Source organism: Candidatus Scalindua japonica, from assembly GCF_002443295.1.
GTDB lineage: Bacteria > Planctomycetota > Brocadiia > Brocadiales > Scalinduaceae > Scalindua > Scalindua japonica.
On the sequence record NZ_BAOS01000017.1, the window covers coordinates 80,197 to 106,002 of the forward strand.

Sequence of the window (25,806 nt, forward strand, 5' to 3'; positions counted from 1 at the left end):
TCATTCTGAAAGGCGTATGTTAGACATAATTGGTGAAAAACCGGAAATGAATATAACTGAATTTGCTATCAGGGCAGGCGTAACCAAGAGGATGATTTCACAGGACAAATCAAAGCTTGAAAAATAAATGAAAACAGCTTGGCCTGGCTTTTTCAGGCAGTTCAGTCTTTTGCAACAAAAGACAAAGCTTATTATATTTTGCCTACTTCAGATTCGGAAATCCAGCCTGTTTTGAACTCAACCTCTTTCTTGCCTTCATCATCATGGACATCTTCAACGTCTACAAAGACAAAGACTTTGTACCACTTATCTCTCTTCTCTTCTATCCTTACCTCAGCGCCTTCATGCACCTTAAACCGGGGTTCATACTCTTCGCCCGGACCGTATCTTATCTTGCTCTCATCCGCAATCACCACTCCCATCTCAACGGAGTTTTGATATGCCTTTATGCCCAGAGATATGACCAGCACAAGAAAACAGGAAGCGAAGATAAGGATAATTTTTCTGATCCATTGTAACCGTAGAAAGATGATAGAGAGTATGGATGCAATAAGTGCCAGATAGATATAAATTGTTATGAATGTAATCTCACTCAGATTCAGGTAGAAATACCAGAAGAACGAAACTTTAAGGATCTCCGGCGCCTCTCCAATTGTCTCTCTATCTACAAAATCACGTTTTAACAGGCTTATGTTTGCCTTTATGTCAGCATCTCTTGGAAGCAGTTCCTCTGCCCTGCGGTAATATATGATCGCCTTCCCCGGCATACCAAGCCGGTAATAGGCGTTTCCCAGGTTGTAGTATAACTGTCCGTTTACAAACCCGGATTCCAGCAGTTGTTCATAAAGAGTGACAGCTCGTTCAAATGCCCCGGCAGCATCTTCTTTTTTCTTTTCAGCCATCGCCTTCTGCCCGGACCCGTATTCCTTATTTGCTTTGAAAAAAGTATCGGAGGCGTTATCACGAGCAAAAGCATCAGCTAAGCAACTACCCACAAAGATAAATACAAAACTGAAAAGAAAAATGATCGGTATGTTTTTTGGTCTCATAATTGTTTTTCCAATTGCACTATAACTTTTTCCGCAGTTTCGAGCGTAGATTCCATCTGCTCCCTGGACAACTGGCCGGAAGAGAATCTGCCGTAATCGCAGGACTCAAGACACTGCCTGAGTCCTTTTATTACTTCATTCGATACACCACGTTTCTCCAGTATATCATAAATATTATCTGACGTAACAGATGCCGAAGTTACATTTAATTTGTCCGCTATATGTTTGAGGATAGTCCCGGCCAGTGTAGCGTAAAACTCGGGTGGATTATCAAGCTGTAAAAGTCCACGCGCATTTGAAAGGTGCTTCTGTGCATGAGCCATAGCGTGTTTCTTCCTTGCATAGCCTACATCATTACTCAGCAACGCTCTCTGTCTCTGCACATAAACACATGCTACCACAATAAGAATTGGTATTAAAAAAATAATGGACAGCAAGACTGGTCTCTTATATATAGCAACACCTTGATTCTTAAATGAGTATAAATCAGTCATCAGGGGCAGTATATCTTTGGTCAATATTTTAACCTTTCCCTTCGCTAACCCGGCACTCTCAAGTGACAAGCGAATGGGGGTTTCAATATCCGAATGTTCAATCTCAATAGGGACCGGCTCATGGGTTAGTGTTTTATATGTCTCAATATCCGGATCAAAGTAACTGAATGATATCCCGGGTATAAAGTCAACATCTTCACTTTGCGGTTCAATTACCTTATGAAAAAGTTTCTCCCCCCTTATACCGTCTCCTCTGTCCGTTATTGTCACCTTGGTTTCGTAATCATAATCTTTAAAGTTATTCATACCATCAGGTGCAAGTAACGGCTCACCTATTGTCTGAATATTTCCCTCTCCTCGAATATTTATCGATAATGTTATCGGATCGCCAATTTTTACTTTTGCAGGTTTCGCCAGAACGTCCATTGTATACTTTCCAACCGCACCGGCAAAATCTTCAGGTTTATCAACTTCCGGAAGCTGTTTTATTAACAGTTTGACTGGTTCCGTGCTCCTTTCAACAGGATATCTCCGTCCACCTCCGCCCATAAATTCTTCAAACATGGAACCTCTATTTCTTTGTTGCCTGATAATTATATTGCATTTAAATTTTGCTGGAGGTATCTCTATTTTGCCGGAAACCAGAGGGAAAAGTGCGGTTCGAAGTTCTATTACATTATACAGTATTCCATCACGCACTTCCTCATAGCGCCTCTCGTCTCCAAGCTTTTCAGCGAGGAAGCTCTTGGTTGAGGCAGCGACATAATCAAGATCATCTATAGGTAATCCTTTCTGGAAGTATAGTTTAAAGGATTGTATAATTTCTTCATAAATATAGGCTTCTGCTTTATCCGTCACAAGCTCAACAAACACCATCTTATTTATATCTACCCGTTTTCCGCTTCTATCGGTTCCTTCGTCTATAGTGCTTTCAAAAGGTGTTCTTTCTACAACCTCAATATTGATCGAGTTTGATGTGTATCTCTTTCCCTTATACTTTAAAGTTACCGGGCCTATCTCAAATTTGCCATTTTCTGATGGACTGAATCCATACATAAATCCGCGAAAAACTTTTACAACATTGTTTATTATCGTTGTTTGTGTCGACACACTCGGCCCATACATCAGAGAAAAACTTTCAGGTACGGATAGTTCCGGAATATCCGTATCAAAAGCACCCTCTACACCGACAGTAAGACGTATATGGTTGCCTATTTCAACCCTGTTCTTGTCCACGCTTATTACGACATTTATTTCCTTATTAACTTTCTTTGCATAAGCAGTAGAAATTATACTAAGCATGAACACAAAAATTATTATTGAAAAAACTTTTCTCATCATATTTTACCAGTTTTTCTCTGTTTCATATTGTGAAGACTCTGTCTCTTTTTCCTTCATTTCCCGTGCGGATTCCTCAGCCTGCCTCAGAGCTTCAAGAATTCTTTCCGCCTCTTCCTTCGTCATCTCTTTTTTCTCTTGAGACTGAGGTTGAGGTTGGGATTGAGGCTCTTTTTTTTCTTCTTCCGGTGGTTGCTCTTTTTGTTGTCCACTCTGATTTTCTTTATTCTCCTTTTCCTCGTCCTGTTTCTGCTTTTGTTGGTCCTTCTTCTGCTCCTGATCTTCAGGATCTTTCTCCTCGGGAGGCTGATCACCCTGTTTCTGCTCTTCCTGATTATCTTCTTCTTCCTGCTCCTGTTTTTCCTGCTCTTCCTGTTCCTGTCTCTCCTGTTGCTCCTGCTTCATCTCTTCTATTTTTTTCTGCACAAATTCATAATTATATTTAGAATCTTCACGAATCTCTTTTATCTCCACGTCCTGCTTGTCAGCTTTATTCTCAGTTAACTCAATTGCCTTTTTATAAAAGTCCAGGGACTCGTTAAGCTTACCCTGCTTAAAGAGAGTGTTACCCATATTATAATTGGCTTTTGCCTTTAAGATTTTATTGTTTGAACGTAAAGCGTTTTTATAGGCTTTTTCTGCTTCAGGAAGTTTGCCTTCCTGATAATGTGTATTTGCAATATTAAACTCCAGTGAACCCGACTTCGGACGATGTAACTGTGCATCGGCAAACTTGCTTATCGCCTCGTCATACGCCTTATCATTATAGAGCCGTATCCCCTCTTCGTTTTTATCTGAAGCGGGGTCTATCCAACCTACAAGCATTGTAAAAGACAACAATGCTATAAAAATCTGTTTTATACTTGAATTATTCATATATTCTATAATCTATTTCTACCGAACGTATCTTAAAGATATCAGGAAAGATACCATCTCAATCGTAAATCTAAAATTCCAGATCGTAATTCTCTTAACCCCCTCTATCAAGTGAAGTTTTACGCGCCCTGGTCCGTTCTCCGATCAATGATTCTAATGTAATAAGGATGAGAGCTATTAACAGTGGAATTTGGAATCGATTCTCATATAACTTTACCTTTCTCCCACCTAACTGTTTCTCCTCCATATTGGCAATTATATTTGTGTAAATATTTGCCAGGCCCCATTGTGTTCCGTATGCGGGCGTATACGCGCCTCCTGTTTCAAGGGCTATCTTATTCAAAAGCACTTCGTCGAGATGTGTTTTGACAACCTGCCCTTCTCTGTCTTTCAGTAATGTCTTATTACCTTTACCATCTTTCAGCTTAATATACGCACCCTCTTTTTTACCAACTCCAACCGTGTAAATAATTATACCCTGTTCCTTCGCCTCTTTTGCCATTTCCATAGCATTTCCCTGATGGTCTTCTCCGTCGGTAATAAGTACGATTGCTTTGTGCTTTTTCAACTTACTGCTGAACGCTGACATACTCTTTTTTATCGCCTCACCGAATGATGTACCGCCAACGGGAATCAGGTTGGTATTAAGATCATCGAGAAAGAGATTGAACGCACCGTAATCAAGAGTTAACGGACACTGAAGAAACGCAGTCCCTGCAAACGCGACTAAACCAATCCTGTCACCGTCAACTATATTTATCAGGTCGTTGATCTCTCTCTTGGCCGCCTGCAATCTATTTGGCTTTATGTCATCTGCCAGCATACTGCGGGATGTATCTACGGCAACTACAATATCAATCCCCCTTCTCTCCACATCTTCCCAATGGTATCCCCATTTTGGCTGCACCAGAGAAAATATAATGAAGAGTAACGCCATAACAACTAAGACCGCCTTTATCTTCTGCTTTCTTCTGCTTACAGACTCTACAATGCGATCCATCAATTCTGCCTTGACAAATTTCTTTATTGCGTTCTGCCTGTTTTTGTAAAATATAAAATAAGCAAACGCCATAATAAAGACAATCGGTAGCAGGTAAAGATAATTAATATTTTCGTATTTCATAGGTTATCAGGGTATCCTCCTGAATTTTGTATTTGCGAGCACTACCTCAAAGAGAAATATCCCTAATGCCGGAATGAGCAAATACATAAAGAGTTCGCTAAACTCAGTGTATTTAGCCTCCTCCATTTTAGTCTTCTCCAGGTTGTCAATCTGTTTATAAACTTCTTTCAGAGAAGCAGTATCCGTTGCCCTGAAGTACTTTCCACCGGTAATCTTTGCTATTTCCGTTAAACCCTCATCATCAATATCAATCTGTATGGACCTGTACGTCTTCAATCCAAAAAGGTTTTTGGAAGGATAAGGTGCAAGCCCTTTTGTACCAGCCCCGACCGTGTATATCTTCATACCAAATGTTTTTGCCAATTCTGCAGCAGTTAACGGATCGATCCCACCGGCATTGTTACGTCCGTCAGTCAGAAGAATCACCACTTTACTTTTTGCTTTGGAAGATTTAAGCCTGCTTACACAAACACCTATGGCAGAACCAATAGCGGTGCCATCCTCAACCATTCCAATCTCTACTTTTTCAAGAAACTGTAGCAGTACGTCATAATCAAGTGTTAGCGGACATTGTGTATAGGACGCTCCGCCAAAAACCACCATTCCTATTCGATCATTTTCACGCCATTCTATAAAGTCTTTTACCACCTCTTTAGCAACATAAAGACGGTTTCTTCTTTTATTATCTAAATTAAAATCTTCCGCCAGCATACTGCCTGAAACATCTAGCGCCAGAATTATGTCGATACCCTCTGTAGTAACCTTTGAATGTGCTTTTCCTGATTGCGGTCTTGCAAGGGCGACCACCAGCAAAATAATTATCAAGACCCTCAATCCGATCAGAATATGTCTATATTTTATGGAACGTCCCTGTTCTATCCTGTGAAAAGAGTTGAGAGATGGAAACCTCAGATTCCCATTATCTTTTCTGAAAATATAATTAGCAAGTATAAGCGGAACAAGAATAATGATTAAACATAGAATTAATGGATCTTTTAATATCAGCATTTTATATTATTATTACGTAGGGTTCGTTTCCCAGACGAACCATCCTTTTTATAAGGGCTATTCAGGGAGTACCCCTACATTCATTTTATTAATTAATCGCGTTTTGCAACAAAAATCTGATTAACATTTGCCTGCACAACAGACTCTTCCTGTACAATCTCTCTGGTTTCATCAACCAGTTTTTTTGCAGAGTTAAATGAATTTTCTATTTCCCGGCTGTCGGGGCCATACGCGGCAAACTTGACCATATCGCAGTGCTCCAGAAAATTTCCAACGAGTTCTTTGTGCTCTCCTGATAACTTCCCGGTCACCGTCATCTCTAACAAAAACTCTTCTGTTGTCCTTTCAGGGGCCATCAGTTTAAATCTGTTCTCAATATAATACCTGACTATATTTGACAGTCGATAATAATACTCCTTTATCTGGCCCTTCGATATCAAATCCATCGCCCTTAAACTCTCAAGGTCATTATAGGCGATCTGATGGGAGGAAAGAGGCTCCGGTATAGATTCAACCTCCCGGTGTTTTCTGTGATATATATAATGCGCAATAACTGCTGCCAGTACCAAGACTCCAAAAATTATTCCAATAATTACATATAACTTGTAATAATTTTTGTGTAGTGCTACTGGAGGTTTAATATCCCTGACATCACTGGCGTCCGCATCCAGAATGGTCACAACCTCAACAAAAATTTCAGTTGTTTTCACCATCTTTACTTCAGACTTAAGCTTCTCTTTGTATTCAATTTCAAAAGAGGGGATTATATAAGAACTTGCTTTGTATGTTTCCAGAATATACTTGTATTCCCTTGTAGTTCTTCCTTCCTCTTCCTCAATATCCTCAGTAGTAAACTCCTTTACTGTAAGCCCTCCAATTTTATCTTTTGTCTCGGGGGGAAAAACTTCTACATCTTCAGGAAAATCTATCGTTATCTTATAATTTATTTTATCTCCAATAGTGACCCTTGCCATATCAACATTAGCATTTACGTTAATAAGTTGTTTAGAACTCTCTTCTGTTAATACTCCTTGTGCCTGGCACGTATCTTCTGCATACGTGAATAGCATTGCTATGAAAATAATTATTTTGTATCTAATGATATTTTTCATACTAACTTTAATCGGTTTAAGAATTTCGAACGGGAGCACTTCTAATTTATTGTAGATAATAAAGACGGTATTCCTGCCTATCGTCAGTAATGTCATTGAATTAAGAGATCCGTTTTTAACAAGTAAAAACAAATCTCTTTTTTGAAGTGCAGCGACCATATCGCTACTTTAAAGTGTGCTTCATCACAGATACTGCACACCTCATTTATTGACTTTCGGCATTTTACGTGCACTTAAGGCACTTCAAGCTTATTTGCGGCGATGCCGCACTATCCATTAAACCCAAAAAGTAAATTTAATGTTCCCAAAAGAATCTATAACACAACGAGTTAATTCATCTGCTATGTCTATTTCATAGGGTTTATCCCAAGGTCTTTGCATATTTTTCTAACCAGATTATCTTTAATTTCAGTATGCCTGGGAACAGCTGATCGTTTATTCATCTCAGAATTAATCCACCATGAATGCTTCCCACCTTCTCTAACAAAATTTACAACTATTTTGCCTTTAGATATTTTATTAATGCATTATGCTTCATAATGCAATTTGTTCTTCATAGTAGCCAGTGCCTGCTGACGTAATTGCGTCTTGTCGATTAAATTTTACAGCCTCCTCCAAAGTAACTTTTAAAGTTTCCATTAATTCTTCTCGTGATTTTTTCTGGCAATTAACTCCCGATATCTCTTCAATCCATCCAATCCAACAATCATCTTCTTGTTTAATTACTGCTGTATATGAATTATTCATATTTATTAATTACCTCAAATTAATTTTATAAATTTCATACAACACAGAAATAAAACCTGTTGCATGACTTTTATGTACCGCCCAGCCAAAATTAGCGAACAACATGAATCGAACTAATCTTTAACTCCAAATCCGTCGAGTGCTTCTCTCTTCAATGGCAGAATACCAGTCCTATGAAGTCCCATTTCTTCTTCACAATTCGCGATATGGATAAATTTGCGCCGTTCCAAATGACGATGCCCTAAAGTAATCATAATTCGGGCTAATGAGGCAATAATAAGTAAAGTTGCGCCACTATTGTTGTAAGTGGAATACCGAATCTAGCGTCTACCATTACAAGTCCAGCGGCGAGCACTGCTTCCATCTGCAACACTTTCCAGGTTTGGTCTCTTGCATGATGATGATCTTTCCAAGCAGCTTGCCTTGAAGCAATTCAAGCATCACTTTCTAGTTTATGCCCATTTGGTTTTCCTGACAAATCAAATCCTCTCTGTTATATAAGTGAATAACGTTAACAAGAAATTGATAAGCGTTTATTAGTCAAAAACATAGACAAGCAAGTTTATCCATACAACCGTTAGTACTGCAGCCTCTTTTCCCTCGTCCTGAAGAATCTCATAATCGGTTCTACATATGAACTGTCAGTCCTCACGTCAACCAGGTCGACACCCATACCTCTAAATAATTTTGCCCTCTCCTCCATGTTTTTGGTATTAAATCTGTTAAACCTTTCCATCATCTTTCTGTCTGATGTATCTATAAGCGTTATCTCACCGGTCTCGGCGTCCTCCAACTCAACAAAACCAACATTTGGTATCTCCAGTTCCCTGGGATCTGTTATGGAAACCGCCACCATATCGTGCCGCTTGTTTGCAATACGTAAAACACGTTCAAATCCTTCGGTTATAAAGTCCGAAAGCAGGAAGCAGACTGTCTTACGCCTGGTAACCTTAAGGAGATATTCAAGGGCTATTGATATATCCGTACCCTTATTTTCCGGTTTGAAATAAAGCACCTCTCTGATCACACGAAGAACATGTGTCTTTCCCTTCTTTGGAGGAACAAATTTTTCAATCTTATCGGTAAAAAGAATAAGGCCGACCTTGTCATTATTCCTTACTGCAGAGAAGGCAAGCACAGCACAAATCTCAGTAGCAATCTCATTTTTCAACTGTGTCATACTCCCAAACTCTCCTGAAAAGCTGAGATCAACCAGAAACATAATGGTCAATTCCCTCTCTTCCGTATACCTCTTTATGTATGGATGGCCCAGGCGCGCCGTAACATTCCAGTCAATTGTACGGATGTCATCTCCCGCCTGATATTCCCTTACCTCGTCAAACTCCATACCACGGCCTTTGAAGACGCTAACATACTCACCGGCCAATACATCATTTACAAGACGGCTTGAGCGAATCTGTATCTGTTTTACCTTTTTTAGTATTTCCTTTGGGATCATGATGAAAATAATAAGGATTCAGGGCCATATAAAATTGGATTACCACCTGCAGGAAAGCAGGAGAAGAAAAATGCCCTCTGTAAATTTACAATATTTATACTATAATAGAAAAAAACAAAATTTCAAGTTAATGTATTTTAAGTGGTTTATACCATTCTCCAGTTTAAGAATACCCTCTCTTTGTCCTCATAATTTATCAAAAAATATTAAATTTTTTGACATTCATTTGTCCTTTATAGTATAATCATGCTTTCTAAATTTTCAGAAGCGATTAAGATCCTGAATAAAAAGGGATCTTTTTTTACATAAATTGTTTTAACTATAAATGAAGATTAAAATTACAACAAAAGAGTTAACATCTGATTTCGCAAAGGAAGTAAAAGAGAGAAGTGGAATAGATGTTAAAAAATGTTATCAATGTGGTAAGTGTACAGCAGGGTGTCCTGTAGCGTATGAGATGGACTACATGCCAAACCAGATAATAAGGTTAGTGCAGATCGGAGCAAGGAAGGAAGCTCTAAGTTCCAGAACAATCTGGCTATGTGCTTCCTGTATTACGTGTAGCACAAGGTGTCCTAAAGAGGTAAAGATCGCAGAATTAATGGACGTTTTAAGGGAAATGGCGCTTGAAGAAGGTGTGGCAAACCCGATGGAAAAGGATATTACCACTTTTCACGAGGCATTTCTTAACTCAGTCAAGAAACACGGTCGAATCTCTGAGTGCGGTATGATAATGGAGTACAAAAGAAAGAGGCCTAAGGCCGCTTTAAAGTCTGCTTTACAAGATCTGTCTGATGGTTCGCAATTGATGCTCAAAGGAAAATTATCACTGGCACCACACAATATTAAAGGCAAGGACAGTATTAAACGAATTTTCGAAAAACTTCAATAAATTTTAAATAAATAATAATAGTGACAGAAGAAACAAAAAAACAAAAATAGGTTATTATCCGGGCTGCGCAATCACAAAGTGCTCTACGTCTGAAGAGTACGGTACCTCCGTTTTGGGTGTTTCCGAAGTTATAGGCCCTGAACTGGAAGAGATCAACGACTGGAACTGCTGTGGAGCCTCTTCAGGCCACGCGACAAATCATAAACTGTCTACCGCCCTGTCAGTGAGAAATATCAGTCTGGCAGATAAGGACGGTTATGATGAAGTCCTCGCACCGTGTCCTATGTGCTCTCAAAGATTGATTATTTCCCAGAACGACGTACAGGAAGATAAAAAGCTGAGAGAGGAAGTAGAAGATGCTATAGAAATGCCAATCAGTAACAATGTCAAGGTTTCAAACTACCTTGAAATTGTAAAAAACTATAGCATGGATGAGATTGCGGAGAAACAGAAGAAGAAACCGGAAGGTTTGAAGGTAGCCAGTTATTACGGATGTCTTCTGGTGCGACCACCTAAAGTACTTAAATTTGACGATCCTGAAAACCCCAAGACTATGGACGAGATTGTAACAGCAATAGGTGCTGAAGCTGTAGATTGGGAATTTAAAACAAGCTGCTGTGGTGGTGGTTTTACGCTCAGCCGGACGGATGTAGTTGTTAAATTAACTAATGATATTCTGGAAGGCGCTGTTGAAGCAGGTGCCAATGCCATAGCCGTAGCCTGCCCTATGTGCCATGCAAATCTGGACATGAAGCAGAGTAACATAGAGAAAGAGTATGGCCGCAGATTCAATATCCCTATCGTGTATATCTCAGAGCTTATTGGTCTTGCACTTGGACTGAAGCCAAAAGACCTCGGAATGGATAAACACTTTATAGATACTGGTTCTGTCATTAATGCATTTTCAAATATAGAAAAATAAATCTCCTGATCCCCTCTTTTTTTTATTGAAAAGAGATTACAAGAGGAGTTTTTATAAAGAGTTAATAAAAGGAGTATGTAAGTGAGTAAAAAGATCGGTGTTTTTGTCTGTCATTGTGGTACGAATATCTCTGCCACTGTTGACGTTGAAAAAGTTGCCGAAGAGGCTAAAAAGAACAACCCGGGCGTTTCATACACAACTACCTACAAATATATGTGTTCAGACCCCGGCCAGAAACTCTTGAGGGACAAAATCAAGGAAGAGGGTCTGGACGGCGTTGTTGTGGCTGCCTGTTCTCCAAAAATGCATGAACATACATTCCGTAATGCTTCCAAAAAAGCAGGTATGAACCCATACCATGTAGAAATCTCAAATCTCAGGGAACAGTGTTCGTGGGTCCATCCGGATAAACCCACAGGAACAGAAAAATCTGTCGATCTCGTAAGGATGATGACCGAAAAGACCAGAAAAGATAAATCCCTGAATCCCATTAAAGTGCCGGTAACAAGACGTGCTCTCGTCATTGGTGGAGGTATTGCCGGAATACAGGCAGCTTTGGATATTGCTGATGCAGGACATGAAGTTATTATGGTTGAGCGAGAGGCCTCGATAGGCGGCCACATGGCCCAACTATCTGAAACTTTCCCCACCCTCGACTGTTCACAATGTATTATGACACCGAAGATGGTGGAGCTTGCACAGCATGAAAATATTACGCTATACACTTGGTCTGAAATAGAAGCGGTTGATGGCTATATTGGCAACTTCGATGTCAAAATACGAAAAAAAGCCAGGTCAGTTGATCTTGACCTGTGTACCGGATGCAGCTCATGCTGGCAAGTGTGCCCCAGTAAAAAGATAAAAAGTGAATTTGACATGGGACTTGGAAACAGAACAGCTATCTATATTCCGTTTCCACAGGCGATCCCCAGTAAACCTGTAATCGACAGGGAACACTGCTTACTGTATAAAGATGCACGCAAAAAAGATATTCCGCCAAATGATTCAAAAGTTTGTAGAAAGTGTTTAGACATTTGTCCTATAGCACCTGTCAAGGCTATCGACTACTCTCAGGTAGATGAATTTGTTTCTGAGAAAGTAGGAGCCATTATTGTTGCAACAGGTTATAAAGAGCTTGATGACACAAGTATGTATGGTGAATATGGCGGTGGTAAATATAAAGATGTAATATCCGGCCTACAATTTGAACGTCTTGCAAGCGCTTCGGGCCCAACCGAAGGTGAAATACAGAGACCCTCTGACGGAAAGGTGCCGGAGATAATCGTATTTATCCAATGTGTGGGATCCAGAGACCCTGCAAAGGGATGTTCATATTGTTCCAAGACCTGTTGTATGTATACGGCCAAGCATACCATGTTGTATAAACACAAAGTGCATCATGGACATGCATACGTCTTCTATATTGATATCAGATGCCCCGGAAAAGACTATGAAGAGTTTTCACTAAGGGCAATAGAAGAAGAAGGCGCAACCTATCTCAGAGGACGTGTATCGAGGATTTATAAAAAAGGCGACAAACTTGTTGTACTTGGAGCGGATACTTTAACCGGTTCAGTGGTAGAGATTGAGGCTGATATGGTTGTACTCGCGTCCGCAATGAAAGCACAGGATGATGCAGAAAAATTTGCGCAAAAGCTGAGCATTCAATATAACAAAGATAAATTTTTCTCAGAGATACACCCAAAGCTGAAACCGGTAGAGAGTAGCAGTGCCGGCATATTCCTGGCAGGAACATGTCAGGGGCCAAAAGACATACCGGAGACAGTCGCACAGGCGGGTGCTGCGGCAAGTAAGGCACTTGCGCTGCTATCGTCCGAAGAGCTGGAACGTGAACCGGTTGTTGCTAAAGTAGACAGACTCCCTGCACCAATATTTTCAACCTGTATTGGATGTTTCTATTGTCAAAGGGTATGTCCATATGGCGCGATTGAGGAAGAAGATATCAAGGCCAGAGACGGTAGTACAATAAAGACCGTTGCAAAGGTAAATGTAGGACTTTGCCAGGGATGCGGTTTGTGCGCGGCAACATGCAGATCCAAGAGCGTTGAGTTGGCTGGTTTTAACGACGAACAAGTCTTCGCGGAGATTAATTCTGTTGAATTTAATTAAGAGTATTAATAAATACAATGTCAGAAACTAAATTTGAACCGAAAATAATTGCCTTTCTCTGTAACTGGTGTACCTACGCCGGGGCTGACCTTGCGGGTACAGGAAGAAAAGAGTACCAGGCGAATGTACGCATCATTAAACTCCCATGCACTGGAGGAATAGACCCACTGTTTTTAATAAAGGCATTTGAGCGGGGAGCAGACGGTATCCTGGTTTCAGGATGTCATCCCGGAGATTGCCACTACAATTCCGGTAATTACCACGCCAGACGTAGATGGAATGTTTTCAGACCGCTGCTTGAATTCTGTGGTATCAATCCGGATCGGATCCAATTCTCATGGATATCCGCAGCAGAAGGTGGAAAATGGGTTGAGACAATAAACGGAATTGTTGATGCAGTAAGAGAACTTGGACCGTTTGAATCGTATCAGAAGCTTAATACAATCGGCCCTGAGGTTTCCGTTTCCGGTGGAGCAACTGCTGCATCAAGTGAAACTGGCTGATTTAATTAGTAAGACATGGCAGGTTTACGTACCTGCATTTATATATGATATGGAGATGAGGTAAATGATTGAGGAGCTGAGAAAAAAAGCCGAGGAACTCCTGAAGAACGACACGGTAAAAGTTGTTTTTGGATATGGTGAAGGAAGCGTACCGGAAAGGACAAGGCCGGTATTTATTACTAAACCCGAAGACGTAAACAAATTAACGTGGAATAAGTATTGTGTCTATAACCTCACCACCTACCTCAAGAGACAGGAAACCAGAAAACTTGGAAAACCGGCATTGATACTTAAGGGATGTGATGCAAGGACAATTATCGTCCTCTTAAAAGAGTGCCAGATAAAACGTGAAGACGTATATATCATTGGTGTCACATGTGATGGTGTAGGAGACCCTCTTGCAGAAAAATGCAAGGCATGCGATGTCCATACTCCACTGATCTACGATGATCTGGTTGGTGAGAAGAGAGAAAACAAGGAAGTCCCGTTTGAAGAGAGATACGCTGAGTTGGACGAATATGAAAAGTTGGGTGAAAAGGAAAAATGGGAATTCTGGCAAAAACAGTTTGAAAAATGTATCAAGTGTTACGCATGCAGCAATATTTGCCCACTCTGTTTCTGTGATCGATGCATTGTTGAGAAGAACCAACCTCAGTGGATAGACCCAAGCGCGCATGCGCGCGGTAATCTCTCATGGAACGTTACAAGAGCATATCATTTGGCCGGTAGATGTATTAATTGTGAGGAGTGCCAGAGAGTGTGTCCGGTAGACATCCCTCTTAACCTTCTTAATAAGAAGCTCGCCAAGGAGGCGGAGAGGAGTTTCAACTACAGACCGGGTTATAATATTGATGATGAACTTGCAATGTCTACCTACAAAGAAGACGACGAGCAGGAATTTTTCAAATAAAACAATTATCATAAAATTTTAATCGTATATTTTCAATATAGATCGTGGAAAAACTCTTAAATAAAAATAAATTTGATTCTTTAATAACAGGGTTAAAAAAACAAGGCTACAAGGCTATTGCTCCTAAAAAAGATAACAAGCTTGTTACATTGGGCGAGATTCAGGATGCAAATGAAATCTCACTTGACCATGTTATTACCAACAATTCTATAAAAGAATATTTCCTTCCAAAGACGGAAAAAATTCTATCTTATACAATAGATAAAAATAAAGTTGAAATGAAAGAACCTGAAGGCTTCGCTGTTAAATCAGTCATCTTTGGGTCAAGACCCTGTGACGCATTCAGCCTGCCAGTTATGGATAAGGTCTTTAACTGGGATTGTGTTGACAAGTTCTGGGTAGAAAGAAGAGAAGCCATAACGATAGTAACTATTTCGTGTGATAAGTGCGATAGCTACTGCTTCTGTACATCTGTAGGGCTGGCTCCGGACGCAAAACAGGGAAGTGATGTACTGCTTACCAAAATCTCTAACGATGAATATCTGGTTGAGACCGTAACCGAAAAGGGCGAAAACCTTGTAAAGGAGTTAGGATCTGTTTTTTCAGACCCGCCGTCAGAAACCCCTGATCGACAGGTTGCAACAGTCGAAAAGAAATTTGACTTAGGTAAAATCAAGCCGTGGCTTGATGATAATTTTGAACACGATGTTTGGGACGATTTTTCAAATAAATGTATTGGCTGTGGAGCATGTACATTTGTTTGTCCCACATGTCACTGCTTCGATATTGTCGATGAATGTACGATGACCAAAGGAGACAGGGTCAAAAACTGGGATGGATGCCAGTTCTCAATGTTTACCATGCATACATCAGGACACAATCCAAGATCGACACAAGGCATGCGATGGAGACAGAGGATTATGCATAAATTTAAATATTATGTAGAAAAATTTGACAGCACCCTCTGTGTTGGATGCGGAAGATGTTCGAGGGTTTGCCCTGCTGATATGAATATTTCTGAAATGCTTGAAATAATTGAAACCGAAGCCGGGAAATAAGGAATAAAGATGGACAATATATACAGACCATATCTTATGACTATCAGTGATATGACAGATGAGGCGCCTGGTGTGAGGACGTTCAAGCTCAACTTCTCAAACGAAGACGAAGGCAGGAATTTCAAATTCCAGACCGGGCAATTCGGGCTTTATTCAGTTTTTGGTGCTGGTGAAAGTACTTTCTGTATTGCTTCATCACCCACAAGAGAAGACTATATTGAGTGCACATTCAGAGAAGCAGGAAGGGTCACCAAGGCGTTAAGAGAGCTGAACATTGGTGACACTTTAGGATTCAGAGGGCCATACGGAAATGTGTTTCCCATAGATAAATGGGAAGGTAAAAACCTTGTGTTTATTGCAGGTGGTATCGCGTTACCTCCATTAAGATCAGTTATCTGGAATTGCCTGGATCTTCGTGATAAATATAAAGATGTCACAATAATCTATGGCGCAAAAACAACTGAAGACCTCGTATACAAACACGAGCTTAAGGAGTGGGACGCGAGAGATGATGTCAATCTGGTAACTACAGTTGATCCCGGTGGAGAAACACCTGAATGGAACGGCAAGGTTGGCTTTGTTCCAACAGTTGTGGAAGAAGCGGCTCCGGAGAGTAAAGACACAATTGCGATCGTATGTGGTCCTCCCATTATGATTAAGTTTACGTTACCTGCTCTGGAGAAACTCGGTTTCAAACAGGATAAAGTTTATACCACTCTGGAGAATAGAATGAAATGCGGGCTTGGTAAATGCGGCAGATGTAATATTGGCTGCACTTATGTATGTAAAGAAGGACCGGTATTTACCGCTGAAGAAGTAAGCAAAATGCCAGATGAATTCTAAAGACGTAACTATCATAACCATCGTAGGAAAACAGAATGCCGGCAAGACAACACTACTCGGCGATCTCATTCCAAAACTGAAAGAGCATGGATATACGGTAGGTACTCTCAAATACAATATCAGAAAGTTTGACATTGATCATGATGGCAAAGACACATACAAGTATTATCACTCAGGCGCAGATTCTGTCGCCCTATCATCACAAAATAAAGTTGCCGTCATCAAAAAGACAGCACGTCCACTTACACTACATGAAATAATAGACACTCACCTTAATGATGTAAGCATTGTTTTAGTAGAAGGATATAGAGAAGGTGATTATCCCCGGATCAGAATAACAGATTCACTGGAAGTTGAATCAGATAATGAACTATTGCTTATAAAGGAAAACCCGGAAACCGGGCGCTTTTCCGAAAAGGACATAAACAGAGCTCTGGACTTTATAAAAAATATTTTAAAAAAATAAATTTAATAAAAAAAATACTTGAAAATCACCTGAAAATACTATATATAGACAATAATATTATTATCGTATCAGATATAGCACTTGGTGATATTATGTAAAATTCTGGTTTACAAATTTCTTTTTATGAAAGCGAGGTGGTAAAATGAGTGCAGTTTTAGAAACATACTTTCAACATGTTGTGGTAGATAAGCTTAATAAAACGCTTTCTAAACAGTTTGAGGAGATGAAAGATGCTCTTCAAATACTGAAAAAACTTCAATCTGATTATACTTTCCTTCGTATTGAAATAGAGAGCCTGAAAAAGCGTGTTTCAGACTCCAGCAATGAAATAAAAGAGATGTTGTCAAAAGATGAAACAAAAGCTACGGCAACAAAGAAACCGACACCTGCAAAAATAACAACTAAAAAACCAACTACACAAAAACTTACAGTTAAGAAAAAAGCGACATCAAAGAAAACCGCGAAATAATAAGTTTTCTCAATAATCCTTGTTAACAAGACCACAAAAAACAATATTCTTTGTTCAGGATTAAATCCAGCCTTTTTAATCATATTAATCAGATTACTGATCATTTCGCCCAGCATGGCCAAACCATAAAGTAAGAACGTTCAGGATTAAGTATAATACCGGTTGATATTAATTACCGCTTTCTCTGGTACTATCCCTGTTCGTCCAACAGTTGGGCACCCTGTAGTCTGACATATCTCAACCCCTCAGATTTGAACAGTGCCCATTTGGGAAACGGGTACTGCCGTTTTAGCCAAAAAAACAAAAAAAAGGATATCTCCTCTCTTTTGAGAGGTCTGTCGCCAAGCCAGAAATTAAATCAAGCCAACAACATGATTAAAATAAACGGATTCCAATATACCCAAACACATTCACTATTTCATGTGGGCCTGCTACTACCAATGTGGTTCCTGACGGAAGGACTGCACGTGTGAGTTTTGGAATGGTAACCTTCGATGATTCCCAGATTAAAATGATGATCAACAAATCCTGGAGCAACCTAAGTACCTTTAAGATTACGTCGCTTTTTCGCTTTATACCTGGGACCTGCCCCATACAACCAAATTATACCGTATTGTTTAAAACTGAAGCTTCTTCGTTTTTAATGTTATTATCTAAATATTTGTCGCGTATGAAGCGGTTTTCTTTTTCATCAGATTTTTTTTTGTAAAAGTCATTTTCAATCATCTTTGAGATTTCCATAACAGGTACCTTGTTGAAATTTCCTGCAGAAAAACTTTTCAGGAATTTCGAGAATGAATTCTGAACAGACTTTACAAGTTTGTCAGGTTTTACATCTGAGTTTTTCAAGACTTCAACCATTTTATCTGAAACGGTGTTGACTCCCCCTTTGATGTCAGGGCTATTATCTTCCGTATCTTCTACTTCATGTCCAAAATGTTCATTTTTCGGGATTATGTTATCTTGATTTACAAAAGTTGGTGAATCATGCGTTGCGGTCACATGAGTATCCTGTTCAATTATGCCAGAGGTGGGATACGCAGTTCTAGTAATAGAGTGCTGTTCATATGAAACGCTGCTTACTTGCTGCATAGCGGCATCAAGGTCTGCAATGGTATCCAGATTCCCTATTTTTGATACATTTTTCAGTACCTTTTTAATATCCCCGGATTGATAACCACTTAAAACATTACTTACAAGCTTTAAAGACTTTTTAATATCTTTAATTTCCTGGCTGCTCAGATCACCTTCTACTGAGAGTGTAAGCATTTTTTCTGCGCTAATCTCTAATTGTCTGTTTTCCTGAAGTGAGATATTACCATTCCCTGAAGTTATGTCCTGGTACGAATAATATCCAGTATGAAATTCCTCTAATGAAGAGATTGTAACAACATCACCTTCACTTGTATTAATAGTGAAATTTTTGCTCTTTTGAAGATCAACTTTAAGAGCCTCTGTCTTTGAGCTACTACTGCTCTTTTCATTTGTATCAGACAATATAGGAATGCTATTATTATTCGTAACCACAGCACTAATCATGGCTTTCCTCCCTTATAAGTTTTTGAAACATATGCCTGAATAAACAACTAAACACACATGATGGATTCAGCGGAACCATCGTAGAATAATCATGAAACTTCCCGCAGTCATATTATCGGCAATTCTAACTTCTACTTTAACCTGCAAAAAAAATTATTTACTACAATACTGATAGTTTATGTTTAAGCAAGTCGCCTCCTCCACTCCTTCTCTACCCAACCGGTCCTTGCGCATACTTCGACACATTACATGATATACTGCTTCGTCATATTCAATCCGTGGCTTCCTTGGAATAAATAAACATATAGCAATATCAAGAGACACTGACAATACTTATTTGAGAAACCTGGCCCTTTTAGGTGGCGGATAAAATAGCGTCAAGATTATAGAGTTTGACGCTTCTTTTGACCTTCCGTCCACATTCATTTTGAACTATTGGGAAATTCCCAACAGTTGAATCCACCTCTAATTCTTCTGTTTGATAAAAATTTTTGAGATGCTCATTGATGGTAGAAATATCTACCCCCAAAGAGTTCGGTCATTCGTTTTTTGTAAGCCAGACGGTTTCATTATAGAAAACTATCTCAACTTTCACATCACCATTTGGAGCAGTGTAGAGCAATAATTCCGTTAATTCGTCTTGTATGGTCAGCTTATTCTCTTTTTTTTTCATATTTAGACACTAATTTCACAAATTTACACTAATTTATATTTTACCTTAATGACCCAAATTCCCTAAAAGCTTCAAGGGGGTGACATACCTATCTTTTTAAGTTTCAATTTCAATAGAGGCGATAAACAATTCCATTGCACATCAGAATTACACAAAGGGCGGCCGTATTAATGTTGTTGAAATGGAAGTTCAATTGATATTTACCAACCTCTGCAACTGGTTAATACCTGGAAAGACTACACAAAAAGAGAATAATCGATCGCTATCCCTATTTAACATAACTATTGACATAACAATTTCATTCATATATAGTTACAACAATTAACTCTCAAATAGCGATGAAATAACACAGTATACAGGTTGTGTTGAGTAAAACAATTCGGGGGTTTTTCAGGCAGTAAAACATCAGCGTAAAGTAAAACTGGAGAAAAGTTGTGAAAACAAACAATAGTGTTTTTAATATGATATTTAGTTTTTTACTATTCCTGTTTGTCTTAACAACTGCTATCCAACCGTCTTTTGCAAAAAAGACCCCGGATATTCCTGGCCCACTGAAACCGTGGGTTGACTGGGTACTGCATAATCAAGAAGAACAACTCCAATGTATTCCATATTATAACGACCCCGAAGCGTTTCTGTGCAGCTGGCCTACAGAACTCAAAATTAATCTCAGCAATAATGGCGGCGAATTCAGACAATCCTGGCACATTCAACTGGAAAGCTGGATTTCGCTGCCAGGAAATAACCAACAGTGGCCAAAAGACGTTAAGGTTGATGAAGGTCCCACTGTTGTCATTAACAGAGATAACTTGCCGGAGATTAAACTGCCACCTGGGGAACATACTGTAACCGGAAGTTTTACGTGGCATCAGCTTCCTGAATATTTACAAATTCCATATGAATCCGCTCTGATCTCCTTAACCGTTAACAACAATGAGATTGACTTCCCGAATATCGATGAATCAGGTCGATTATGGTTAAAGACGGTACAAAAGAAAGAGAAGGTAGAAGACCGAGTTAAGATAGAAATTTTCAGGCTTATTGATGACAAAATTCCTCCACAGATTGTAGTCTATGGAACTCTTGATGTTGCCGGTTCTGCAAGGGAGATTACTCTTGGGCCAATATACTCTCCGAAAAATACAATTCCTGTATCGTTACAAAGTCCACTTCCCGCCAAACTGGAACAAGATGCCAGAATGCGTCTACAAGCCCGGCCCGGTCGTAACCATTTTACGTTAACACTAAGACATTCAGGTCCGCTGCAAACACTCTCTTTTGACCATCCGAATGACGGATTCTGGCCACAACAGGAAATATGGTCATTTCAAGCCCGTTCCAACTTGAGAATTGTAGACCTTGCTGGAGCTCCGCTAATCGACCCCCTGCAAACTTCCATGCCGCACCATTGGCATAAATATCCAGCTTACCGATTGCTTCCAGGTGAAATTTTGCAACTTAAGGAAATCAAGCGTGGTGACCCTAAGCCGGCGCCAGACCAGCTGACGATGGACCGTAATCTGTGGTTAAGGTTCGATGGCAAAGGATATACGATCCAGGACACTATTAGAGGGGAAAAAAATACGAATTGGCGATTAGAAATGGACTCGTCAATCAAGCTGGGAAGGGTTGCTGTTGATGGCACTGAGCGTTTCATTACTAAACGTGAGGGTTCAGGGAAGGCGGGTGTTGAACTACGGAAAGGCATTCTAAATCTTACTGCAGACAGCAGCTATCAGGAAAATATTTCAAGGCTTCCCGCTACAGGTTGGGACCACGATTTTTATCAGGCACAAGGACGTTTACATCTTCCACCTGGATGGAAACTTATAACTGCTGGTGGAATTGACAATATTCCACAAACCTGGCTTAAGCGCTGGACACTCCTCGACTTTTTTATTGTTCTTATTTTCACTCTTGCTGCGGCAAAACTTTTTTCAAAGCGTGTGGCCGGTATCGCTTTTATTACTCTTGTCTTAATTTATCATGAACCGAATGCTCCGCGATATGTCTGGTTAGCTCTTTTGATTGGTTTTGCCTTACTCAAATACTTGCCACAGGGAAAATTCATGCAGGCTGTTAAAATCTATCAGATTATAATTCTCCTGATACTTATTGTTATTGCTATTCCTTACTCTATTCAGGCGCTGAGGATTGGTATTTACCCACAACTGGCAAAGCCCTGGACTTCAATGGCCACATTTTCGCAAAAGCAACAAAGGTCCTCCATTCCTCGTACTATGGATGCAGACGGACTAGCCCTCATGGAACAAGAGGCCACACAACAAGCCACCAGACTTCCGGGGAGTACATCACAAGAAGCTGTTACTTCACTGAAAACAGAGATGTCAAGGACCCGGCCACCATATTATAAAAGTCAGGTTATGCAGTATGATCCTAAAACTAATACTCAAACAGGACCGGGCCTTCCAAAATGGCAGCCTTTTGAGACGATAAATTTCAGTTGGTCAGGCCCGGTGACTCGTGATCAAACAATTTCATTTACATTAATCGGTCCTGTAGCAAACCTTACTCTCTCGTTCTTGCGTGTGTTTCTGATCATTCTTCTGGCACTTGGCATGTTTGGAATAATGTACAGACGTAAGCAGGGTTTCCATGTGCAGAATTTTAAACTTTTTTTAATTATTCCTTTCTTTGTTATTTCTCTTTTCAGTGCAGGCATAGGTAAGGCAGATGAAATTCCATCCCGCGAAATACTTGACGAATTACAGAATCGGTTGCTTGAAAAAGATGATTGCTTCCCTGTCTGTGCTGATATTTCAGATATCAATATAACGATTAGTCCTGAAAATCTTATTATCCTTGCCAATGTTAACACTCAAGTTGATGCGGCAATTCCATTGCCTGGACATGTTAAACATTGGCTGCCTCAGCAGGTTAAAGTAGATGGCAGAGATGTTAGAGGACTCTTTCGGTTGAATGATACTTTATGGGCACTGGTACCATCAGGTATACATACAATAGAACTTAACGGTAAAATCAGAAAACAAAACATCCTGCAACTGCCGTTTCCACTGAAACCTCATAGAGTGGTTATTAAAACAAATGGTTGGGATGTTAAAGGTGTTTACCCGGATGGCAATGTTGATTCACAATTACAATTCAAACGGATTGTAAATCAGGAAGAGAAACAGACGGAGATTCTTGAAACGGGTGTTCTCCCGTCATTTGCTCTGGTTGAGCGAAATATTCTTTTGGGGCTGGTGTGGAAAGTTGAAACTACAATCCGTCGAATAAGTCCTGCCGGCTCAGCGATGGTATTGAACGTTCCTCTCCTGTCAGGAGAATCGGTAACGACTGAAGGAGTTCACGTCGAAGATGGTTTAGTCCAGGTTAACATGAATGCCGGACAATCATATTTAAAATGGGAATCTTTTTTAGAACCTTCTGATTCAATTTTACTTAAACATGCAAAAACAGATGACTGGACCGAAATATGGAAGGTAGATGTCAGTCCGATTTTTCATATGTACAGCGATGGTATTCCCGTAATTCTACATAAAACAGGAAATCGGTGGTATCCAACCTGGCATCCGTGGCCGGGAGAAGAGGTTACGTTAAAAATATTACGCCCCTCCGGAATTGATGGACAGACAATTACCATAGAAAAAAGTCATCTTGAATTGCGGCCAGGGCAACGAACTACAAATTCAAAATTAAGCCTTACAATAAAAAGTGGTCAAGGCGGACAACATACCATTACATTGCCGCTTAAGGCCAAACTGCAGGAAGTAAAAATAGGAGGAAAGATTCAACCAATCCGACAGGAAGGGATGAATGTACTTCTACCTATCACACCAGGCAAGCAGAATATTGAACTTAGATGGAACGAACAGGAAGGGATTAAGAGTCGGTATAAGACTCCTGTGATCAATATTGGCAATTACAGTGTTAATGCGAGCATTGACGTATATTTTCCGTACAACCGATGGGTGTTATTTCTCGGTGGTGAACAATTGGTTGGTCCTGCGATTCTCTTCTGGCCGGTCCTCATTGTAATTGTACTTGCAGCTTTTGGCCTGTCAAAAACCGGCCTGACTCCTCTCAGATTTCATCATTGGTTTTTACTCGGAATAGGTATGTCAATGAGTAATCTGCCTGCCTGTCTTATTATAGTCGGCTGGTTAATGGCTCTTGATTTCAGAAAAAAGTTTACGAATCTCAGCAAAAGAGCATTTAATTCTATGCAAATTGGAATTGGAGTATTGACCTTCTTTGCCATGGTAGCGCTTGTATTTGCAATTTCTAAAGGGCTACTTGGCCACCCGGACATGAACATCGTGGGAAACGGATCGAGCAGTGGACTATTAAGATGGTATCAAGACGTAAGCAACAATACGTTACCTCAAGCATGGATATTTTCAATTCCAATGCTTGCCTACAGGATCATAATGCTTGCTTGGGCGTTGTGGATTTCATTTAGCCTCATCGCGGTCTTAAAATGGGGCTGGAAGCAATTTACACAACCAACTATCTGGCTCAGCTCACCTGCAAAACCCAAACATAAGCCAGACAAAAAAGAGAAAAGATGAGCAAATACTTATACCTGCAGCCTTGGCTTGCCAACAGTCTTAAGCCACAGGTGCTTGATAGTGCTCTTCACTACCCGAATGAAATTAAAACCAATCGGTGTTAGCTCAGGAAGGATAAAGTCATGTACTTTAACAGAAGGCAGACTTTCACCTGCAATTTCTATCTTTGACAGGTCCTGCTCACCTATTCCCAGCCTTTTTGCTGCCCTGAGGATGGGGACGTTTTCCGGGTTATTAACAGAAAGTACTTCTGCAACCACTCTATCTACCGCGATGACGTCTATTCCTCCGACAAGTAAAGAGACGTCTCTGGGGATGCCTCCGGTAGGGCCTTTCTCTTCCATAGCCATTACACCATCAACAATAGTAAATACCGGTTTCACCAATTGGTAATTTGCTATTAACATATCTGTATACCACTCCAGATTATTCTTTGACTGCAGGTGTCTCCATATCTTCTGCTTTCCGCTGACGCATCCATACAGGTTTTTTACCCCTGCGGTAAAGAGGACCTGAACATGGACCTTAAGTTTGGGCAGATTGATTATGGCATCAACATCAAGCGCCTTTCCTGAGACGGTCAGGGAAAAGTCCCGCCCACCACAGTTAATAGATACTTTTCTGGGCTTATCCAATTCGATAATTTCAATGCCATGTTTTTCCGCAAATTTATCCAGTCCAATGCGGCTTGCAATTTTTGTTACGGCGCCAAAGGCGGGGCTGTCTCCTATGATAGGGGTCGCCCCAGCTTCTAGGACCATTTCCGCTACTGTCTCTATAACTACAGGATGAGTAATAATACATTTTCTCGGACTGCTCTCCTTTAAGAAGTTTGGTTTCAGCAACACCTTCTGTCCCTTTTTTACAACATTATTAATCCCGCCAAAAAAAGAGAATGTTTTATCTACCGCCTTGCGAATATCCTCTTTAGAGTAGTTTGTACATTTTACCAGTGAAACTTTATTCAGATTTGTCATATTGTTGTCCTTTATTTATATGATCACATTCCCATAGGAGTAGTGAAGTTAAAGTTACCATCACCTATCTTCATAGATAGCTTTCTTATAATATGTTCTGCGTTATCATTCGGACCGGCTATGTAGAATGGCTTGCCGTCCTTCCCAAATTCCAAATGGGCAGAACTATGCTTTTCAGACCGTTCTTCCAAAATACATCTTGAAAGTTTAAAATCTTTTTGCGGTTCGAAGCCCAATTTTCCAGCAAAGTCAATCGCCCCATAGATTATCTGGTGGGCTAAATCAATGTTGCATTCTATATACGATGTCTGACTATATATTTTTTCTTTAAAAGAGTTTTCATACTCATCCAATGTTATATTCGCGTTACAAAATGTATTCTTCAATCCAAGACAAAATATGTCCACCATAAAAGTGCCAAATACCAACTTGCCGTCTGTCTGTCTACGGGAGATTACTATGGTTGCCAAACCTTCCTCCTTCCACTGTGGGTATATCAGGCACTCATGAACAGGCAACACTCTTGCATTTTTGATAATGCTTTTACTGGACCTGATATCATCAAGCATTTCAGATTTTCGGCTTTTTCTGTTTTTGTCCTTCCTCTTCTTTTTTAGTAATGCTTTTTGTCTTCTTTTCTCATTCTGTGACATTATTTATCCTCT

The 25,806-nt window shown here is 40.0% G+C and carries 22 protein-coding genes; 10 read left to right on the forward strand and 12 right to left on the reverse strand.

Annotated features, from left to right (window positions below; translation table 11 throughout):
* Positions 1-191 precede the first annotated feature (191 nt).
* From SCALIN_RS10385 to SCALIN_RS10425, 9 genes are all read right to left on the reverse strand, one after another.
* Positions 192-1,049, reverse strand: a complete 858-nt coding sequence (locus SCALIN_RS10385) for a tetratricopeptide repeat protein (protein WP_096894433.1) — start codon at positions 1,047-1,049, stop codon at positions 192-194.
* Entirely contained in the window at positions 1,046-2,884 is a 1,839-nt protein-coding gene (locus tag SCALIN_RS10390; RefSeq protein WP_096894434.1) for a BatD family protein, read from the reverse strand. Before SCALIN_RS10390 ends, SCALIN_RS10385 begins: the two co-directional genes overlap by 4 nt.
* Before the next feature lie 3 nt (positions 2,885-2,887).
* A complete protein-coding gene (locus SCALIN_RS10395) occupies positions 2,888-3,757 on the reverse strand; it encodes a tetratricopeptide repeat protein (protein ID WP_096894435.1) in 870 nt (289 codons plus the stop codon).
* 94 nt (positions 3,758-3,851) lie between these two features.
* Positions 3,852-4,880 carry a VWA domain-containing protein gene (locus tag SCALIN_RS10400; RefSeq protein WP_096894436.1) on the reverse strand — a complete coding sequence of 343 codons (1,029 nt, stop codon included), beginning with the start codon at positions 4,878-4,880 and terminating at the stop codon, positions 3,852-3,854.
* Between the two features lie 6 nt (positions 4,881-4,886).
* Positions 4,887-5,888 carry a vWA domain-containing protein gene (locus tag SCALIN_RS10405; RefSeq protein WP_230406596.1) on the reverse strand — a complete coding sequence of 334 codons (1,002 nt, stop codon included), beginning with the start codon at positions 5,886-5,888 and terminating at the stop codon, positions 4,887-4,889.
* Between the two features lie 92 nt (positions 5,889-5,980).
* A complete protein-coding gene (locus SCALIN_RS10410) occupies positions 5,981-7,096 on the reverse strand; it encodes a BatD family protein (protein ID WP_133111827.1) in 1,116 nt (371 codons plus the stop codon).
* 251 nt (positions 7,097-7,347) lie between these two features.
* Positions 7,348-7,443, reverse strand: coding sequence for a hypothetical protein (locus tag SCALIN_RS23920; protein WP_230406597.1), 96 nt, complete (start codon positions 7,441-7,443; stop codon positions 7,348-7,350).
* Positions 7,444-7,534: 91 nt separating this feature from the next.
* Positions 7,535-7,747, reverse strand: coding sequence for a type II toxin-antitoxin system HicB family antitoxin (locus tag SCALIN_RS10420; RefSeq protein ID WP_096894439.1), 213 nt, complete (start codon positions 7,745-7,747; stop codon positions 7,535-7,537).
* Between the two features lie 577 nt (positions 7,748-8,324).
* Positions 8,325-9,206: a DUF58 domain-containing protein gene (locus SCALIN_RS10425; RefSeq protein WP_096894440.1), complete on the reverse strand. Its 882-nt coding sequence runs from the start codon at positions 9,204-9,206 to the stop codon at positions 8,325-8,327.
* A 325-nt stretch (positions 9,207-9,531) separates the two neighbouring features.
* On the opposite strand from SCALIN_RS10425, the gene SCALIN_RS10430 reads away from it, so the two are divergent.
* The 9 genes from SCALIN_RS10430 to SCALIN_RS10470 all read left to right on the forward strand — a co-directional run bounded on the left by SCALIN_RS10430 (position 9,532) and on the right by SCALIN_RS10470 (position 17,399).
* A complete protein-coding gene (locus SCALIN_RS10430) occupies positions 9,532-10,098 on the forward strand; it encodes a 4Fe-4S dicluster domain-containing protein (protein ID WP_096894441.1) in 567 nt (188 codons plus the stop codon).
* 46 nt (positions 10,099-10,144) lie between these two features.
* A complete protein-coding gene (locus SCALIN_RS10435) occupies positions 10,145-11,020 on the forward strand; it encodes a CoB--CoM heterodisulfide reductase iron-sulfur subunit B family protein (RefSeq protein ID WP_261341022.1) in 876 nt (291 codons plus the stop codon).
* Between the two features lie 81 nt (positions 11,021-11,101).
* Complete coding sequence (locus SCALIN_RS10440) at positions 11,102-13,150, forward strand: CoB--CoM heterodisulfide reductase iron-sulfur subunit A family protein (protein WP_096894443.1); 2,049 nt, start codon at positions 11,102-11,104, stop codon at positions 13,148-13,150.
* 17 nt (positions 13,151-13,167) lie between these two features.
* Positions 13,168-13,653, forward strand: coding sequence for a hydrogenase iron-sulfur subunit (locus SCALIN_RS10445; protein WP_096894444.1), 486 nt, complete (start codon positions 13,168-13,170; stop codon positions 13,651-13,653).
* 64 nt (positions 13,654-13,717) lie between these two features.
* A complete protein-coding gene (locus tag SCALIN_RS10450; protein ID WP_096894445.1) occupies positions 13,718-14,563 on the forward strand; it encodes a 4Fe-4S dicluster domain-containing protein in 846 nt (281 codons plus the stop codon).
* Positions 14,564-14,607: 44 nt separating this feature from the next.
* The gene (locus tag SCALIN_RS10455) at positions 14,608-15,621 is read left to right on the forward strand and encodes a 4Fe-4S dicluster domain-containing protein (protein ID WP_096894446.1); all 1,014 of its coding nucleotides are present in this window, start codon (positions 14,608-14,610) and stop codon (positions 15,619-15,621) included.
* Positions 15,622-15,630: 9 nt separating this feature from the next.
* Positions 15,631-16,464, forward strand: coding sequence for an FAD/NAD(P)-binding protein (locus SCALIN_RS10460; protein ID WP_096894447.1), 834 nt, complete (start codon positions 15,631-15,633; stop codon positions 16,462-16,464).
* Positions 16,454-16,930, forward strand: a complete 477-nt coding sequence (gene mobB, locus SCALIN_RS10465; protein ID WP_096894448.1) for a molybdopterin-guanine dinucleotide biosynthesis protein B — start codon at positions 16,454-16,456, stop codon at positions 16,928-16,930. Before SCALIN_RS10460 ends, mobB begins: the two co-directional genes overlap by 11 nt.
* Positions 16,931-17,072: 142 nt before the next feature.
* A complete protein-coding gene (locus tag SCALIN_RS10470) occupies positions 17,073-17,399 on the forward strand; it encodes a hypothetical protein (protein WP_096894449.1) in 327 nt (108 codons plus the stop codon).
* 603 nt (positions 17,400-18,002) lie between these two features.
* On the opposite strand, the gene SCALIN_RS10480 is transcribed toward SCALIN_RS10470, so the two are convergent.
* On the reverse strand, positions 18,003-18,938 hold the full coding sequence (locus SCALIN_RS10480) for a hypothetical protein (RefSeq protein WP_096894451.1): 936 nt from the start codon (positions 18,936-18,938) through the stop codon (positions 18,003-18,005).
* A gap of 1,107 nt (positions 18,939-20,045) precedes the next feature.
* Between SCALIN_RS10480 and SCALIN_RS10490 the strand changes: the two genes are divergently transcribed.
* Positions 20,046-24,164 carry a hypothetical protein gene (locus tag SCALIN_RS10490; RefSeq protein WP_203415431.1) on the forward strand — a complete coding sequence of 1,373 codons (4,119 nt, stop codon included), beginning with the start codon at positions 20,046-20,048 and terminating at the stop codon, positions 24,162-24,164.
* Positions 24,165-24,172: 8 nt separating this feature from the next.
* On the opposite strand, the gene SCALIN_RS10495 is transcribed toward SCALIN_RS10490, so the two are convergent.
* Together SCALIN_RS10495 and SCALIN_RS10500 are read right to left on the reverse strand one after the other, a co-directional pair.
* Positions 24,173-25,141 (reverse strand): DUF362 domain-containing protein, encoded by a 969-nt coding sequence (locus SCALIN_RS10495; protein ID WP_096894452.1) that lies wholly within the window; start codon positions 25,139-25,141, stop codon positions 24,173-24,175.
* A 23-nt stretch (positions 25,142-25,164) separates the two neighbouring features.
* Positions 25,165-25,794 carry a hypothetical protein gene (locus tag SCALIN_RS10500; protein ID WP_096894453.1) on the reverse strand — a complete coding sequence of 210 codons (630 nt, stop codon included), beginning with the start codon at positions 25,792-25,794 and terminating at the stop codon, positions 25,165-25,167.
* Positions 25,795-25,806: the final 12 nt, after the last annotated feature.